The organism is Paenirhodobacter populi, from assembly GCF_004022215.1.
In the GTDB taxonomy this organism is placed as follows: Bacteria; Pseudomonadota; Alphaproteobacteria; order Rhodobacterales; family Rhodobacteraceae; genus Rhodobacter; species Rhodobacter populi.
The window spans coordinates 1-14,870 of record NZ_SAUZ01000016.1; the positions used below are offsets into that span (position 1 = coordinate 1).

A 14,870-nucleotide genomic window follows, 5' to 3' on the forward strand; every position below is an offset into this window, starting at 1 on the left:
AAGGCATGATCTGCCTCGGCGCCGCCGTCCTCAACGCCGCACAAAAACCCCTCGCCGGCATCGCCATCTCCCTCACCAGCGCGGAAGCCAGACCAGAGGTCCAAGAAACCCTCGGACAACTCATCGCCAACATCGCCGGCAGGCTCGGACGCGCAGCGCCCGAAGCCTGAAACATCAAGGCGCAGACTGGAATACCAGGTCACGGGGCGGAAAGGTCGATCATGGTCCCTCCCGCCGGACAGGCGGTCAGTGCCCGGTGATGCGGTCGGCCAGCGCGGCCAGCCGTGATGTCTTGTTGCCGCCGCCCGCGGCCTCGCGGCGGTCCGCAAGGTGATAGAGCTGATACATGCCATGCACGCCAAGCCAGCGGAACGGCTCGGGCTCCCATTTCCGCGGCCTGCGGTTCACCCAGGGGAGCGCGGTCAGCGCCGTCTGCCGGTCCAGCAGCAGATCGGCCAGCGTGCGGCCCGACAGGTTCGAGGTCGACACCCCGACCCCCACATAGCCGCCTGCCCAGCCGATGCCCGTTTCCGGGTCGAGCCCCGCCGTCACGCACCAGTCGCGCGGCACGCCCAGCACCCCGCACCACGCATGGTCGAGCCGCAAGCCACGCGTCTGCGGCAGCATCCGGGCGAGGATCTCCTTCAGCTGCGCGATCGTCGCCGCCTGCGTGCGGCCGCGGTCGTCGATCCCCGAACCGAAGCGATAGGGCACGCCGCGCCCGCCCATGGCGATCCGCCCCTCGCGCGTGCGCTGCGCGTAGCAATAGGCGTGCGAGTAATCCGACAGCAGTTCCCGCCCCTGCCAGCCGATGTCTTCCCAGAGCGCGTCGGGCAGCGGCTCGGTCACGATCAGCGCGCTGTTGAGCGGGATCAGGTCGCGCCGGCTGCCGGGGAGCGTGGCGGTGAAGCCCTCGGTCGCGCGGATGATGCGCGGGGCCGAGACCACGCCGCGATCGGTGATGACGCGCCCCTTGGCGATTTCGGTCACGGTGGTCTGTTCGCAGATGCGCGCGCCCATGCGCTCGACCACCTCGGCCAGCCCGCGCACCAGCTTGGCCGGCTGCACCCGGGCGACGCCGTGCAGCACCAGCGCGCCTTTCGTGCCGGGAATGCGGATCCGGGCCGTGGCCTCTTCGGCGCCGATCAGTTCGATCCGCGACAGCGGCACCTGCCAGTCCAGCGCCGCCGCGTAATCCGCCTGCGCGCGCTCCCATTGGGCGGGGGTGCAGGCGTAGGTGAGACAGTCCGTCTCGACGATATCGGCGTCGATGCCTTCCTCGCGGGTGACGCGGACGACCTCGGCCACGGCGGCGCGGGCCTGCGCCTCGAAGGCGATCACGCCGTCCCGGGTGCCGCCTGCCAGATATTTCCCGCGGTTCCAGGCGAATTCGCCCGAACACCAGCCGCCGTTGCGGCCAGAGGCGCCGAAGCCCGCGAATTCCTTTTCCAGAAGGACGACCGACAGGTCGGGCCGCGCCTTGAGCAGGTAATAGGCCGTCCAGAGCCCGGTGAACCCGGCGCCCACGATGCAGACATCGGCCGAAAGGTCGCCGGGCAGCGCCGGACGATAGCCCGGCACCCCGCCCATATCCGCATACCAGAAGGAAATCTCGCCGTTTATCATCGTGTCATCTTCCATCCGGGCGCACAGCCTGCCGGTCAGACCGTGATAGGTCATGGTCATCGCCGGGCCAAGCCCTGAGGCCTCGAGGCTCTTCACCGCCACCCCGCCGGGTATTCTGTCCGGGAACGCGGCCATATGGGCGGGAAACGGCAACGATCAATCTAACCATTTGAAATAGATGGATTTGGTGTCTATTCTTGCAGAAATCGCAATCCGGACACCAAATCGATGTTTTTCAAGGACTTGGACAGCCGCGTCATCCGCGACCGAATCGACCTTGTCGCCGCCTATGAAGAATACCGGCGCGTGCGGCATGAATTCCAGTCCGAACTCGGCGGCTCGATGCGGTTCGAGGAACGTTCGGGCCGCGACTACCTTTACCGCCGGACGCGGCGGCACGGGGTGCGCAAGACGCTCAGCCTCGGCCCGCGCGGCCCGGAGACCGAGGAGATCCTGCGCCGGTTCGAGCAACAGAAGGCGGAGGCCGAGGAACGGCTGGCGGCACTTTCCGCGCGGATCGACAGCGGTGCCTCGGTCATGCGCGCGCTTGGCCATCTGCGGATGCCGGCGATCGCCGCGCGGGTGATCCGCAGGCTGAACGACAGCCCCGCCGCCGCGCGCTTTCGCATCGTCGGCACCCATGCGCTGTATGTCTACGAGGCCGCGGCGGGGGTCGAACTGCAAAGCGGCTTCCTCGCCACGGCGGATCTGGACGTGCTGGTCGACGACCGCGCCCCCCTGCGCGTGATCCTGAGCGAGGAGGTCCGCGGCCTCGACGCGATCCTGAAGGGCGTGGACGGCAGCTTCGCGCAGCGGCGCGCCGGGGATTACCGGCTGACCAACAAGGACGGCTTCATGGTCGAGTTCATCCGGCCCGAGGCCCGACCGGCGCATCGACCCACGCCGGGGCAGGCGACGGGCATCGTGGGCGACGCGGTGCCCACGCCGATCGCCGGGCTCGAATGGCTCGTCAACGTGCCGGCGCTGAGCGCGGCGGTCATCGACGACCGGGGCTATCCGGTCGAGGTGACGGCCCCCGCCCCCGCCGCGTGGGCGGCGCACAAGCTCTGGATCTCGGCGAAGGAGGACCGGCAGCGCGACAAGGCGAAGCGCGACCGCGAACAGGCCGAGGCGGTGTTTCAGCTCATCGACGAAAGGCTGCCGGGCGAAAGGCTCGACCCGCGCCGCCACAGCGCCATCCCGCGCGAGATCGCCGCGCTTGCCCTGCCCTATGCGGAACCGCGGAAGGGGCGGACGGAACCCGACTGGTGAAGCCGTTCAGGTCAGGGTGAAATCCACCACCGCGCGGCCCCGGATTTCCCCGCGGGCAAGCCGTTCCAGCGCCTCGCCGACGGCGGCGAGGGGGATCCGCTCCAGCTCCACCGCGAAACTGCGCCCGGCGGCGAAGTCAAGGAAAGCACGCAGTTCCGCCCGCGTGCCGACCGAGGATCCCGTCACCCGATGGCCGCCGTTGATCAGCCACATCATCGACAGCGGCACCGGATCATGCACCAGCGCCACCGCGACGATCTGGCTGAGCGGATTGGCTGCCGCCGCGATCAGATCCCAGACCCTTGGCGTCGGCGCGAAGTTCAGCGTGATGTCTGCCCCGCCCCAGTCGCGGATCGCCTGCGCATCGTCGGGGCCGACGGCCAGCGCCGCCCCCCGTGCCAGCGCCGCCGCGCGTTTCGCGGCGTCAGGCTCGACCACCGCGACGCGCAGGCCCCGCGCCAGACCGATTTCCAGCGCATATTGGCCAAGCCCGCCCGCCCCGATGATCAGCAGCCGCCGCCCCGGCAGCACCTCGCACCGGGCCAAAGCCGACCATGCGGTCAGCCCGGCGCACAGCAGCGGCCCCGCCTCGACCGGGTCCAGCGCGTCGGGAATCCTCACGGCGAAATCCTGTTCGAGCAGCGCATAGTCCGCGAATGCCCCCGGCGCATCGAGCCCGCGCGCCTTCTGCCGCGCGCAATAGGTTTCCCGCCCCGTCAGGCAGGGATCGCAGGCAAGGCAGGTGTCGTAAAGCCACGGCAGCCCCACCCGTGTGCCCAGAGGCAACGGCCCGTCACCCGCGACGATCCGGCCGATCCCCTCATGGCCAAGGATCAGGGGGAAGGCTTCGGGCGGCAGCGGTTCCTCGCCCCGCTGGACATGCAGGTCGGAATGGCACAGACCGCAGGCCTCCAGCCTTACGAGGTATTGCCCCGGTCCCGGCTCGGGCCGCGGGACCTGCCGCAGGGTCAGGGCCGCGCCCGGCGCGTCGCAGACCACCGCGCGCATCGTCATGGGCAGGTCATTCATCGCGCACCCGTTCCGCCCCCATCAGGCGCGGCAGGTTGCCGAACCGGCCGATCAGCCCGAAGACCAGCGCCGCGAAGCCCGCGAACAGCACCGACACGACACCGAGGATCGGCGTATAGCCATAGCGCAGGGCGTTGAAGATCTTGACCGGCAGCGTCTCGACCGTGAAGCCCGCGACCATATAGGCGATGATGTATTCGTTCAGGCTGAGCACGAAGGCGAAGGCGTAGCCCGAGACGACATAGGGCACCAGCAGCGGCAGGATCAGCGTGCGCATCACCGTGCGGCGGTCGGCGCCCATGGTGCGGGCGGCCTCGATCAATGCGCGGTCCATCGCCTTGAGGCCGAGCGAGATGGTCACCAGGGGCAGCGTCACCAGAAACACCCCGTGCGAGACGATCGTGGCCCAGATCTGCCCGTAGCCGCCGACGGTCATCCAGAAGATCATGAAGCCGAGCGCGGAAATCACCGGCGGCAGTGCAAAGGGCGCCATGCCCATCCCGGTCAGCAGCTTGGCCAGCCACCCGGTCCGTTCCCACGCATACAACGCCAGCGGCGCCGCGATCAGCACGGCGAGCGCCGAGGCGCAGGCCGCGATGATCAGCGAATTCCGCATCGGCACCAGCCATTCCTGTTCCCGGAACAGCGCCAGATACCAGCGCAGCGACACGCCATCGGGCGGGAAGCGCAGGCTCTGCCCGGCGTTCAGCGACACCCCGGTGACGATCACCAAAGGCGCCGCCAGCAGCGCGAGGATGACGCAGATGTAGGCGAGCTTCAGGTGCTGGCTCATGCCGCCCCCCCGTCCCGCGCGGCCAGCGACGACAGCCCGACCAGCGCCATCGCCACCAGCATCAGGAACACCGACATCGCCGCGGCAAAGGGCAGGTTCGCCTGATAGATCGCCTGATCGGTGATGTGGACCGAAAGGGTCCAGTGCTCGGGCCGGCCCAGAAGCTGCGGCAGCAGATAGGACCCCAGCGTGAAGACGAAGACGAGGATGAACGCCCCCACGATCGCGCCGCGCAGCATCGGCACGACGACGCCCATAAAGGCGCGCGGGGCAGAGGCGCCCATGGTGCGGGCGGCCTCGACCACCTCGGGATCGAGGCGCGAAACCGGCGCGTAAAGCACCAGCACCGCGAAGGGGAAGCCCAGATAGCACAGCCCGGTCATCAGCGCGAAGAGCGAGGGGGTATAGGCGCGCGGCGCCTCGATCAGGCCGAGCCAATAGAACAGATTGCCGATCCCCGCCGTCTGCGACAGCAGCGTGGACAGCGAAAAGCCGATGATCACTTCGGACAGCGACAGCACCGACAGCAGCACGACCAGCACCCGCGTCTGCACCTTGCGGCTCATCGAGGCGAGGAACACGGTGAACGGAAAGGCCAGCAGCACGCAGATCGCCGCCGCGCCAAGCGATACCGCCAGCGACACCCCCAGCACCCGGGCAAAGAACGGCGCGAGGAAGCGGGCATAGCTCGCCAGTTCGAACCCCGGCTGGTAAAAACCGCCCGCGTCGCGCTGCGCGAAGGACACCGAGATCATGATCCCGAACGGCACGAGGAAGAACAGCCCCAGCATCAGCGCCGGCCAGAGCGCGATCCAGCGCGGGGTCACCGCGCCGTTCATGCCAGCACCACACGATGGCCGGGGCGGAACGCCAGCCCCACCGCATCGCCGACCGCGATTTCGGGCCGCGCGGCGGGGGGCACCTGCGCGGTGATCGTCCGCCCTCCCGCGGTCATGACGAAATGCACGCTCTCGCCCAGATCGCGGATGAAGGTGACTTCGGCGGGGATACCCTCGGCCGGCGGGACCAGCGCCACATTCTCGGGCCGGACGGACAGCTGCGCCGCGCCAGTCGCGCGGATCAGGTCGCCCTCCACCACCGGCAGTCGCGCCCCAAGGACCGAGATCGCCTTGCCGTCGCAATCGCACGGCATCAGGTTGGTCGAGCCGATGAAATCCGCGACGAAGGCATTGGCGGGGGCGTGGTAGACCTCCATCGGGGTGCCCGCCTGCTGGACCTTGCCCTCCTTCATCACGATGACCAAATCGGCCATCGTCAGCGCCTCTTTCTGGTCATGGGTGACGACGACGGTGGTGACGCCAAGGCTTTGCTGGATCTGCCGCAGCTCGATCTGCATATGCTCGCGCAGCCCGGCGTCGAGCGCCGAGAGAGGTTCGTCCAGCAGAAAGACCTGCGGGTCGATCGACAGGCCGCGCGCGATGGCCACCCGCTGGCGCTGCCCGCCCGAAAGCTGATGGATGCGCCGCCCGCCCATGCCGGGCAGCTTCACGAGGTCGAGCAGTTCCTGCGCCCGCGCCGCGCGTTTCGCACGGTCGACACCGCGGATCGCCAGCGGATAGGCGATGTTGCCCGCCACATCCAGATGCGGAAACAGCGCCAGCGACTGGAACACCATGCCCATGCCGCGTTTATGCGTGGGCACGGCGGTCTGGTCGACGCCATCGACCAGCACCCGGCCCGCGCTTGGCGCCTCGAGCCCGGCGATGACGCGCAAAAGCGTGGTCTTGCCGCAGCCCGAGGGACCGAGCAGGCAGACGAAGCGGCCATGCGGGATGGTGATCGACACGTCATCGAGCGCGAAATAGGTGCCGAAACGCTTGCTCAGCCCCTCGATCCGGAGTTCGGTCATGCGGCATCTTCCTTGCTACGCGGCGGGTCAGCCGGTGACCAGTTCGGACCATTTCTGCGAAACCCAATCCGCCTTGTCGACGTAAAGGACCGCCTTCGGCAGGATCGGCGTCTTGTCCGACGAGACGGCGGCGAATTCCTCATCCGTCAGGTCGGTCAGATCGCGCGCGACGGTGGGCGCGGTGCCCACATTGCGCGAGAGCTTCGCCTGAATCGCCGGCTGCGCCATGTAGTCGATGAAGATCTGCGCCTGATCCAGCGCCTTTGAGGCCCGCGACACCACCCAGGACCCCGAATCCAGCACCGCGCCTTCGTCCGGGAAGGTCGAGCGCACGGGTTTGCCCTGCGACGCGGCAAGCCCCGTCACGTCGTGGTAATATTCGCCCATCGGGATTTCGCCGGTTTCCAGCGCCTGCTGGAACTGGCCTTCGTCGCGATACCACAGCCGCACGTTCGGCTTCAGCTCGCCAAGTTTCGCCATGACCTGAAGGATGCCTTCCTCGGTGTCCAGAATGTCGGTCCCGCCGAAATAGGTCGTCGCGGTGATTTCCAGCAGGAAGGAGTTGGAGGCGAGCGACATCAGACCCAGCCGGTCCTTCTGCTCGGGCGCCCACAACGCCTGCCACGAGGTCGGCGCCTCGGGATAGGTCGTGGTATTGGTGACGAGCGTGACATACCAGCTCACCGCGCCGGTGCCGTAGAAGGCACCGTCCTCATAGCGATGAACGAAATGCTCCGGCAGATTGCCGAGGTTCTTCATCGCCCCGTCATCGAGCTTCGCCCAGAGACCCGAGCGTTCGCCCTTGATCCGCGCCACCTGCGCCATCATCGACACATCGGCCGGCGCCTGACCCGCGCGCGCCGCCTGTCCAAGCTGCACGAGCCATGCCTCGCCCGTCGGTTCGCCGATGGACTGGATCTCGATCCCGGTTTCCGCGGTGAAATCCGGAAAGATGAACTTGTCGAAGCTGTCCTGAAAATAGCCGCCATAGGTGCCGACCTTCAAAGGCGTGCCAGCGGCGCGCAGGATTGCAGGCGCGGCCAGCGTCATCACCGCGGTGCCGGCGGTGGTGCTCAGGAACTGACGTCTGTTGAACATGGTTTTTCCCCTGTCCGGCTGGTTGTTTTCAACGGCCCCGCGGCACGCCGGGCAGCGCGCAGAGCATTTCAAAGAGAAAGTTGGCGGCGATCACCGCGGTATTGCCCGCCGGGTCGTAGGGCGGCGAGACCTCGACCAGATCGCCCCCCACCAGGTTCAGCCCGGCGCATCCCCGGATGATCTCCAACCCCTGCATCGTCGTCAAGCCGCCAACCTCGACCGTGCCGGTGCCGGGCGCGAAAGCGGGGTCGAGGCTGTCGATATCATAGCTCAGATAAACCGGCGCGTCGCCGATCTTCGCGCGGATTTCCTGCATCAGGGGGGTGAGGGATTTGTGCCAGCATTCCTCGGCCTGAATGCAGGTCCAGCCCTGCCGGCGGCCCCAGTCGAATTCCTCGCGCGAATAGCCGCTGCCGCGCAGGCCGATCTGGAACACCTTGTCGTTGATCAGGCAGCCGTCTTCCCATGCGCGGCGGAACGGGCAGCCGTGGGCGACGGTTTCGCCGAACATGTCCTCGTTCGTGTCGGAATGCGCATCGACATGGATCAGCGCGACCGGCCCGTGGCGCTTGCGGATCGCGCGCAGGATGGGCCATGTCAGCGTGTGATCGCCGCCAAGCGTCAGCGGGATCACCCCGTGCGACAGCACCTCGTCGTAATGTGCGGTGATGATGTCGACGGATTTCTTCAAATCAAAGGTGTTGATCGGCACGTCGCCGATGTCGGCCACCTGCAAGGCCTCGAAGGGCGCCGCGCCGGTCGCCATGTTGTAGGGGCGGATCATCCGGCTTTCGTCGCGGATCTGGCGCGGGCCGAGCCGGGTGCCCGAACGGTTCGAGGTGCCGATATCCATCGGAATGCCAAGGAAACAGGCGTCGAGCCCCGCCGCGCTGTCCGCCATCGGCAGCCGCATCATCGTGTTCGGGCCGCCGAAACGCGGCATGGTATTGCCGCCAAGCGGCTGGTTGAGCGTTCTGGTCATCTTGCGCACCTCCGGTCAGGCACAGGATGGCGCGGGAGTTCATGCGAATAAATAGCAACGTATGCGGCATTCACTTTTATATTAGTGAATGTCAGGATTCATCCCTGCCGCATTTTTCGGCCCCGAAACCCGAGGCCGCCAGCGGCGCGGGATAGAGCGCCTCCAGCTCCGTCACCAGCGCGGCGGCGAGCGGCGAAAGATCCGTCCCCTGCCGCACCACCGCGTCGAACGGGCAGGTATAGACGAACCGCCCGGGCAGCAGTTGCCGCAGCCGGTCGTGGTCGCGCCAGCGCCGCGCCATGTGATCGGGCAGATAGCCGATGAAGGCCCCGGTCAGGATCAGGATCAACTGCTGTTCCAGCCCCTGCGCCATCGCCGTGGAATTCGGAAAATCGCGGTTGTTCCAGTGATCCTCGCGCCAGTAGCTGCGCCCCACCGTCCGCATCGAGGCGACGAATTCCGCCGTCAGATCGGCCTCGGGCACCGTCCACAGCGGATGCCCCTGCCCGCAATAGAGGGTATTCCGTTCCTCGTAGAGCGGGATGTAGCGCAGCCCCTCGACCTTGTGGGGGAACGAACCGATACCGATGTGCAGCGTGCCTTCCAGCACCCGCGCCTGAAGGTCCTGCGGCGAACATTGCGAGATTTCGTAGCGGATGGCGGGTGCGCGGCGGTCAAGCGCGGCCAGCGCCTCGGGCAGGCGGAAGTTCGGATCGGTCACCAGCATGTCCACGACGCCGATCCGCAGCGTCCCGGCCAGCGTGTCGCGCAGCGCCGCGGTTTCGGTGACGAAGCCATCCATCGCCACCAGCAGGCGGCGGACGGCGCGATGCACCGCCTCGCCCTTCTGCGTCAGACGAAATCCGGCCCGACCCCGGCGGCACAGGGTCACGCCAAGCCGGTCCTCCAGCGCCGCGATCTGGTTCGAGATCGTCGATTGCCCGACGTTCAGCTCCGCCTGCGCGGCGGCGAAGCCGCGATGGCGCACCACCGCGTCAAAGACCCGCAGCAGGCGGATATCGGTGCCCGCAAGCTGCATCAGGCGCCCTTGGCGCGCAGCCAGTCGTCGATCAGTTCGCGCAGCCTTTCGCCGGAAAAAGAGGGGAAATGCCCGCCATGCACCACCCGCGCCGGCAGATCGCGCAGCCGCCGCATCGAGGCGATGTATTGCGCCTGTTCCTCGGGGCTTTCGCCTTCGATCAGCGGGCCGTCATAGAGGATATCGCCCGAGATCAGCACACCCGTCGCCGCCTCCCACAGGGCGATGCCGCCGGGGGAATGGCCGGGGGTGTGGATCACCTCGAAATGCCGGTCGCCAAGGTCGATGATATCGCCGTCAGTCAGTATCCGCGTCGCGGGCGCGGGGGCGACGCCGTAGGTCGCGGATTGATAGGGCTCGGGCGGCAGGGCGTCGAAGATCTCGTCGCTGACGTAATTCGCCGCCGAAGTGTTGTCCCGCGTCGGCGCGGCGAGGATCGCCGCCTCCGCCGCATGGCACAGCCGGCAGGGAAATTCGTGATGGCAGCCGATATGGTCGAAGTGGGTATGGCTCGCCACCGCGTCGAGCGGCCGTTCCGTCACCAAGGGCACCCATGCGCGCAGCGACACCACGCCCATGCCGCTGTCGACCAGCATGTCCCGGTCCCGCCCGCGCACATGCCAGATGTTGCAGCGGTAGAATTCCCGGATGAAGGGTTCGTCGATATGGGTTATGCCATCGGCCACCGGGCGGATGCGATACCAGTCGGCGGGGGGAATGCGGGTCATGCGACGGCTCCGGACTCAGTGGGCAGGATCACGGGATCGCGGGCGAACAGCGCCACCTCGTCACCCACCTTCAGATGTAGCCCCTGCGGCAGGTGCGCGACAAGCCGCATCCCGGGTGCCGCGACGGGTCGGAAATAGCAACGCAGATAGGCGCCGAAGAAGGCGGCCTCCTCCAGCCGCGCCGGACCCAGCGGCAGATCCCCCGCAAGCCCGATGGATTCCGGCCGCAGGCAGAGCGTGCCCTGCCCGAAGGGCATCGGGCCAAGCGGCGTCGCGCCCCCCGAAGCGACGGGGATCCGGTTCACCTCGCCCATGAAATTCGCGGAAAACAGGGTGGCGGGGCGCAGGTAGACCTCTTGCGGGGTTCCGCAATGCTCGATCCGGCCCTGATTCATCACCACGATCCGGTCGGCGACGGCCATCGCCTCTTCCTGATCGTGGGTGACATGGACGAAGGTGGTGCCGACCCGGCGCTGGATCGCCTTCAGCTCCTCCTGCATCTGGCGGCGGAGTTTGAGGTCGAGCGCGCCGAGCGGCTCATCGAGCAGCAGCACATCGGGCGACACGGCCAGCGCGCGGGCCAGCGCCACCCGCTGCCGCTGTCCGCCGGACAGTTCATGCGGGCGCCGCCCGGCCTTGTCGGCCAATCCCACCATGTCGAGCATCTCCCCGGCGCGGGCGTTTCGCGCCGCCCGGCCGATGCCGCGCATGCGCAGCCCGAACCCCACGTTGTCGCGCAGCGACATATGCGGGAACAGCGCGTAATCCTGAAACATCGTCGTCGTCGGGCGGTCTTTCGGCGCGACATGGGTCATGTCCCGCCCGCCGATCAGCACCCGCCCCGCCGAGGGCGTCAGGAACCCGCCGAGGATCGACAGCAGCGTGGTCTTGCCGCAGCCCGAGGGGCCGAGCAGCACGATGAATTCCCCCGCCGCGATGGTCAGGTCCACCTGATGCAGCGCGGTGAAGCTGCCAAAACGGTGCTGAACGGCGTCGAAACGGACTTCCGCGGTCATGTCCGGGCCTTTCGGAACAGGGTAAGCTCAAGCGCCACGACCATCACGACCGAGACGAGGAAGACCAGCGACCCGATCGCGTTGGTCTTGGGCGACAGGCCGGAGCGCAGCATCGACCAGATCTCGACCGGCAGGGTCACGTCGAAGCGCGTCAGCAGGAAGGCGATGATGAATTCGTCCCAGCTGAAGGTGAAGCTGAGGAAGAAGGCCGCCGCCACCGCCGGCGCCAGCATCGGCACCGAGATCAGCCACAGCACCTGCCATTCCGCCGCGCCCAGATCGCGCGCCGCGCGCATGGCGTTGCGCTGATGTTCCCCCATCGCCGCATATAGGATGGCGAAGCACAGGGGCAGGTTGATGACCACATGGCCGATCCCCGTGGCGATCAGCGACGGCCGGATCCCCACCTGATTGAACATCTGCAACAGGCCGAGCGCGATGATCAGATAGCTGACCGTCATCGGCGCGATCAGCACGCCCCGCATCAGCGCCGATCCCGGCAGCGCCACCCGCGCGAGCCCCGAGGCCGCCAGAAACCCCAGCACCACCGACACAAGCGCCGACCCGGATGCGACCAGCAGCGAATTGCGCAGGGCCGCCATCAGCGCCCGGTTTCCGAGGATCTCGCCATACCAACGCAAAGTCGCGCCGCGAAAGGGCGGCACCGGCAGACGCCCGTCCTGAAAGGAAAAGACCACCAGCACCACGACCGGCAGCAGGATGAAGGCGAAGGTCGCGGCCAGATAGGCCCATGACAGGAAGCGCATCATAGCCGGTCCATCCTCAGCCAGCGGGCGCAGGCGGCATAGGCCAGCGTCACGATCGCCATCAGCACCACGGCGAGCGCCGAGGCCATCGGATAATCCCCCCGCCGCCCCAGTTGCAGCATGATGAGCTGGGGCACCGTCAGCTCGTTGTTGCCGCCAAGGATCTGCGGGGTGATGTAATCGCCGATGCACAGCACGAAGGTCAGGAACGCCCCGGTCACCACCCCGGGCAGCGTCAATGGCAGGATCACCAGCCGGATCACCTGAAACCGCGAGGCGCCCAGATCCTCGGCCGCGCGGGCGTAGTTCGGCGACAGCTGCACGAGGTTCGCGTAGATCGTCAGCGTCAGCAGCATGACGAAGAAATGCACGAAGCCGATCACCGTGGCCGAGCGTGTGGCCATGATCTGCACCGGCTCGGACAACAGGCCAATCCCGGTCAGCGCGTTCATCACCACGCCCCTCTCGCCCAGCACCAGCGCCCAAGAATAGGACCGCACCACATAGGAGGTCCAGAACGGCAGGACGGCCAGCAGCAGCGCCAGCCTGCGCCATTGCGGCGGCACCCGCATCGCGATGATCCACGCCAGCGGCCATGCCAGCAGGACGGAAATCACCGTGACGATCGCGGTGATCTGCAACGACACCCAGATGCCCCGGCGCAGCGACGGCTCGGTGAAGATCCGCAGGTAGTTGCCCGCGTCCGGCCCCGGCACCACCATGCGCCCGTCCAGATGCGCAAGGCTCATCCAGACCATCGCCGCGAAGGGCAGCACGAAAAAGGCCACCGTCCAGATCAGCGCCGGGGCGACCAGCGCCGCGCCCAGTCGTCTTTCGCGGGTCTCGATGCGCATCTTCAGTGCTGCAACATGTCGGTCCAGAGGTCCTGCATCGCCGCATCCGTCGCCGCGTCGGGCACCGGGTAAAGCTGCGCGCGGGCCAGATAGTCGGCCTGTTCGTCCCACCGCAGGATGGCCTTTTGCGCGTCGTCCAGATGCGCCTCGGCCTTGCGGTTCGCGGGCATGCCCCAGTAGCACGAAGACGTCGCCAGCCGGGCCTGCCCCTCGGGCGAGGTGATGTATTTCACGAATTCCAGCGCGAGGTCTGGCCGCGTCGAATCCTTCAGCACCGCCAGAGACTGCGCCCAGACGAGCCCGCCTTCCTCGGGGATGGTCCAGTCGAGATCGGCGTTTTCCTCATGCAGCACCGCCGTCAGCCATTCGCCGCCGCCGACAAGGATGTCCACCTCCCCGGTCGCCAGCGCGGTCTGGCTTGCCACCACGTCGGAAACCTGTTTCGAGGCGGCCTTCAGCGCGAACAGCGGTTCGCGGATCTTGTCCAGCGCCGCGGCGTCCAGATCCGCCGTCGCGATGCCCTGCGACAGACCGACGAGCCCCTCGACCGGCAGGTAGTAATCATAGACCGCGATCCGCCCGGCATATTTTCCCGACCACAGCGAAGCGAGGCTTTTCATGTCCTCGGGATCGACCTTGGCCTTGTTGTAGGCGATGGTGTTGTAGCCGAATTTCTCGGTCACCGCATAGGTCACGCCGTCGACGGTGTTGTTTTCGTCCAGAACCACCTGCGGGAAATAATCCGCGACCGGAAGCTGATCCACCGGCAGGGGGGCGAGCAGGTCGCGTTCGACCGCGCGCCCGACATCCACCGCGTCGATCACCATCACGTCCCAGTCCCCCGGCCGGGATTGTTCGAGGATCGTCAGCCCCGCCGCGGTGCCTTCGTATTCCTTGGTGTTCACCCGCACGCCATGCGCCGTCTCGAACGGTTCCAGCAGGGCCGGATCGGCGTGGTCGCACCAGATCAGGGCGTTCAATTCCTGCGCATCGGCGGCACCGGCGAAACCAAGGCAGAGCGCCGCAACGGCGCAGGTGTGTTTCAGCGTCATTTCCGTCTCCTGTCGGTCAGCGGCGCATCTGTGGCGCCTTCTTCAGAAAAAAGTTGAACGCATTCATTTTTACAGTCAATGCTAATTTTAGCGAATAGGAGATTGCCGATGACCGGCCCGACGACGGGACTGCGCGCGAAACAGAAAGCCCGGCGCAACCGCAGCCTGCTGAAGGCTGCGAGCACACTTTTCGGGCAGGTCGGATACGAGGCGGCGCGAATCGATTCCATCGCCGAGGCGGCCGAGGTCTCCGTCGGCACCTTCTACAACTACTACGAGAACAAGGCTGAGCTGCTGCTGGCGATCGTCACGATGGAGGTGGAGGAAGTCCTGCATCAGGGCGCCGCCGTCGTCGCCGCGCCGCCCGAAGCCGTCGAACTGGCGCTGCGGCGGCTGATCTCGACCTATTACGACCATTCGCTGGTCTATCTGACGAAAGAGATGTGGCGCACCGCGATGGCGATGGCGATCCAGCATCCGGAAACACCCTTTTCGCGCCGCTACCATGATCTGGACGCGCAGCTTGCCGCGCAGGTCACGGCCCTGCTGCGGGCGTTGCAGGCACGCGGATCGATCCGCGCCGAGGCGGATGCCGGGGCGCTCGGCCTGATCCTGTTCAACGATCTCAACGCCGCCTTCACCCAATTCGCGATGCAGGAGGAGATGACGCTTGCGGCGCTCAAGGACAGCCTTTTTGCCCGGCTGCATGCAGTGACGGGGCTGATCGCGCTGAGACCGTGATCG

At 67.1% G+C, this 14,870-nt stretch carries 15 protein-coding genes; 2 read left to right on the plus strand and 13 right to left on the minus strand.

Annotation, left to right across the window (positions count from 1 at the left end; translation table 11 throughout):
• Positions 1 to 246: 246 nt before the first annotated feature.
• On the minus strand, positions 247 to 1,680 hold the full coding sequence (locus tag D2T30_RS13920; RefSeq protein WP_241651286.1) for an NAD(P)/FAD-dependent oxidoreductase: 1,434 nt from the start codon (positions 1,678 to 1,680) through the stop codon (positions 247 to 249).
• Positions 1,681 to 1,854: 174 nt separating this feature from the next.
• Here D2T30_RS13920 and D2T30_RS13925 point away from each other — a divergent pair, with 174 nt between their 5' ends.
• Positions 1,855 to 2,898 (plus strand): GSU2403 family nucleotidyltransferase fold protein, encoded by a 1,044-nt coding sequence (locus D2T30_RS13925; RefSeq protein ID WP_128209368.1) that lies wholly within the window; start codon positions 1,855 to 1,857, stop codon positions 2,896 to 2,898.
• A 6-nt stretch (positions 2,899 to 2,904) separates the two neighbouring features.
• Here the strand turns inward: D2T30_RS13925 and D2T30_RS13930 are convergent, their stop codons facing one another.
• The 12 genes from D2T30_RS13930 to D2T30_RS13985 all read right to left on the minus strand — a co-directional run bounded on the left by D2T30_RS13930 (position 2,905) and on the right by D2T30_RS13985 (position 14,126).
• Positions 2,905 to 3,927, minus strand: a complete 1,023-nt coding sequence (locus D2T30_RS13930) for an alcohol dehydrogenase catalytic domain-containing protein (protein WP_128209369.1) — start codon at positions 3,925 to 3,927, stop codon at positions 2,905 to 2,907.
• Positions 3,920 to 4,720 carry an ABC transporter permease gene (locus D2T30_RS13935; RefSeq protein WP_128209370.1) on the minus strand — a complete coding sequence of 267 codons (801 nt, stop codon included), beginning with the start codon at positions 4,718 to 4,720 and terminating at the stop codon, positions 3,920 to 3,922. The genes D2T30_RS13930 and D2T30_RS13935 overlap by 8 nt, the downstream gene beginning before the upstream one ends.
• A complete protein-coding gene (locus D2T30_RS13940; RefSeq protein ID WP_128209371.1) occupies positions 4,717 to 5,559 on the minus strand; it encodes an ABC transporter permease in 843 nt (280 codons plus the stop codon). Before D2T30_RS13940 ends, D2T30_RS13935 begins: the two co-directional genes overlap by 4 nt.
• On the minus strand, positions 5,556 to 6,590 hold the full coding sequence (locus tag D2T30_RS13945) for an ABC transporter ATP-binding protein (RefSeq protein ID WP_128184563.1): 1,035 nt from the start codon (positions 6,588 to 6,590) through the stop codon (positions 5,556 to 5,558). The genes D2T30_RS13940 and D2T30_RS13945 overlap by 4 nt, the downstream gene beginning before the upstream one ends.
• Positions 6,591 to 6,617: 27 nt before the next feature.
• The gene (locus D2T30_RS13950; protein ID WP_128209372.1) at positions 6,618 to 7,688 is read right to left on the minus strand and encodes an ABC transporter substrate-binding protein; all 1,071 of its coding nucleotides are present in this window, start codon (positions 7,686 to 7,688) and stop codon (positions 6,618 to 6,620) included.
• Positions 7,689 to 7,716: 28 nt separating this feature from the next.
• On the minus strand, positions 7,717 to 8,670 hold the full coding sequence (gene speB, locus D2T30_RS13955; RefSeq protein WP_128184559.1) for an agmatinase: 954 nt from the start codon (positions 8,668 to 8,670) through the stop codon (positions 7,717 to 7,719).
• A 91-nt stretch (positions 8,671 to 8,761) separates the two neighbouring features.
• On the minus strand, positions 8,762 to 9,709 hold the full coding sequence (locus D2T30_RS13960) for a LysR family transcriptional regulator (protein ID WP_128184557.1): 948 nt from the start codon (positions 9,707 to 9,709) through the stop codon (positions 8,762 to 8,764).
• A complete protein-coding gene (locus D2T30_RS13965; protein WP_128209373.1) occupies positions 9,709 to 10,437 on the minus strand; it encodes an MBL fold metallo-hydrolase in 729 nt (242 codons plus the stop codon). The genes D2T30_RS13960 and D2T30_RS13965 overlap by 1 nt, the downstream gene beginning before the upstream one ends.
• Entirely contained in the window at positions 10,434 to 11,453 is a 1,020-nt protein-coding gene (locus D2T30_RS13970) for an ABC transporter ATP-binding protein (RefSeq protein WP_128209374.1), read from the minus strand. The genes D2T30_RS13965 and D2T30_RS13970 overlap by 4 nt, the downstream gene beginning before the upstream one ends.
• Positions 11,450 to 12,223 carry an ABC transporter permease gene (locus D2T30_RS13975; protein WP_164884310.1) on the minus strand — a complete coding sequence of 258 codons (774 nt, stop codon included), beginning with the start codon at positions 12,221 to 12,223 and terminating at the stop codon, positions 11,450 to 11,452. The genes D2T30_RS13970 and D2T30_RS13975 overlap by 4 nt, the downstream gene beginning before the upstream one ends.
• On the minus strand, positions 12,220 to 13,074 hold the full coding sequence (locus D2T30_RS13980; RefSeq protein WP_128209375.1) for an ABC transporter permease: 855 nt from the start codon (positions 13,072 to 13,074) through the stop codon (positions 12,220 to 12,222). The genes D2T30_RS13975 and D2T30_RS13980 overlap by 4 nt, the downstream gene beginning before the upstream one ends.
• A 2-nt stretch (positions 13,075 to 13,076) precedes the next feature.
• Complete coding sequence (locus D2T30_RS13985) at positions 13,077 to 14,126, minus strand: polyamine ABC transporter substrate-binding protein (RefSeq protein ID WP_128209376.1); 1,050 nt, start codon at positions 14,124 to 14,126, stop codon at positions 13,077 to 13,079.
• A 108-nt stretch (positions 14,127 to 14,234) separates the two neighbouring features.
• On the opposite strand from D2T30_RS13985, the gene D2T30_RS13990 reads away from it, so the two are divergent.
• Positions 14,235 to 14,867 carry a TetR/AcrR family transcriptional regulator gene (locus D2T30_RS13990; RefSeq protein WP_128184547.1) on the plus strand — a complete coding sequence of 211 codons (633 nt, stop codon included), beginning with the start codon at positions 14,235 to 14,237 and terminating at the stop codon, positions 14,865 to 14,867.
• The last annotated feature ends 3 nt before the right edge of the window (positions 14,868 to 14,870 follow it).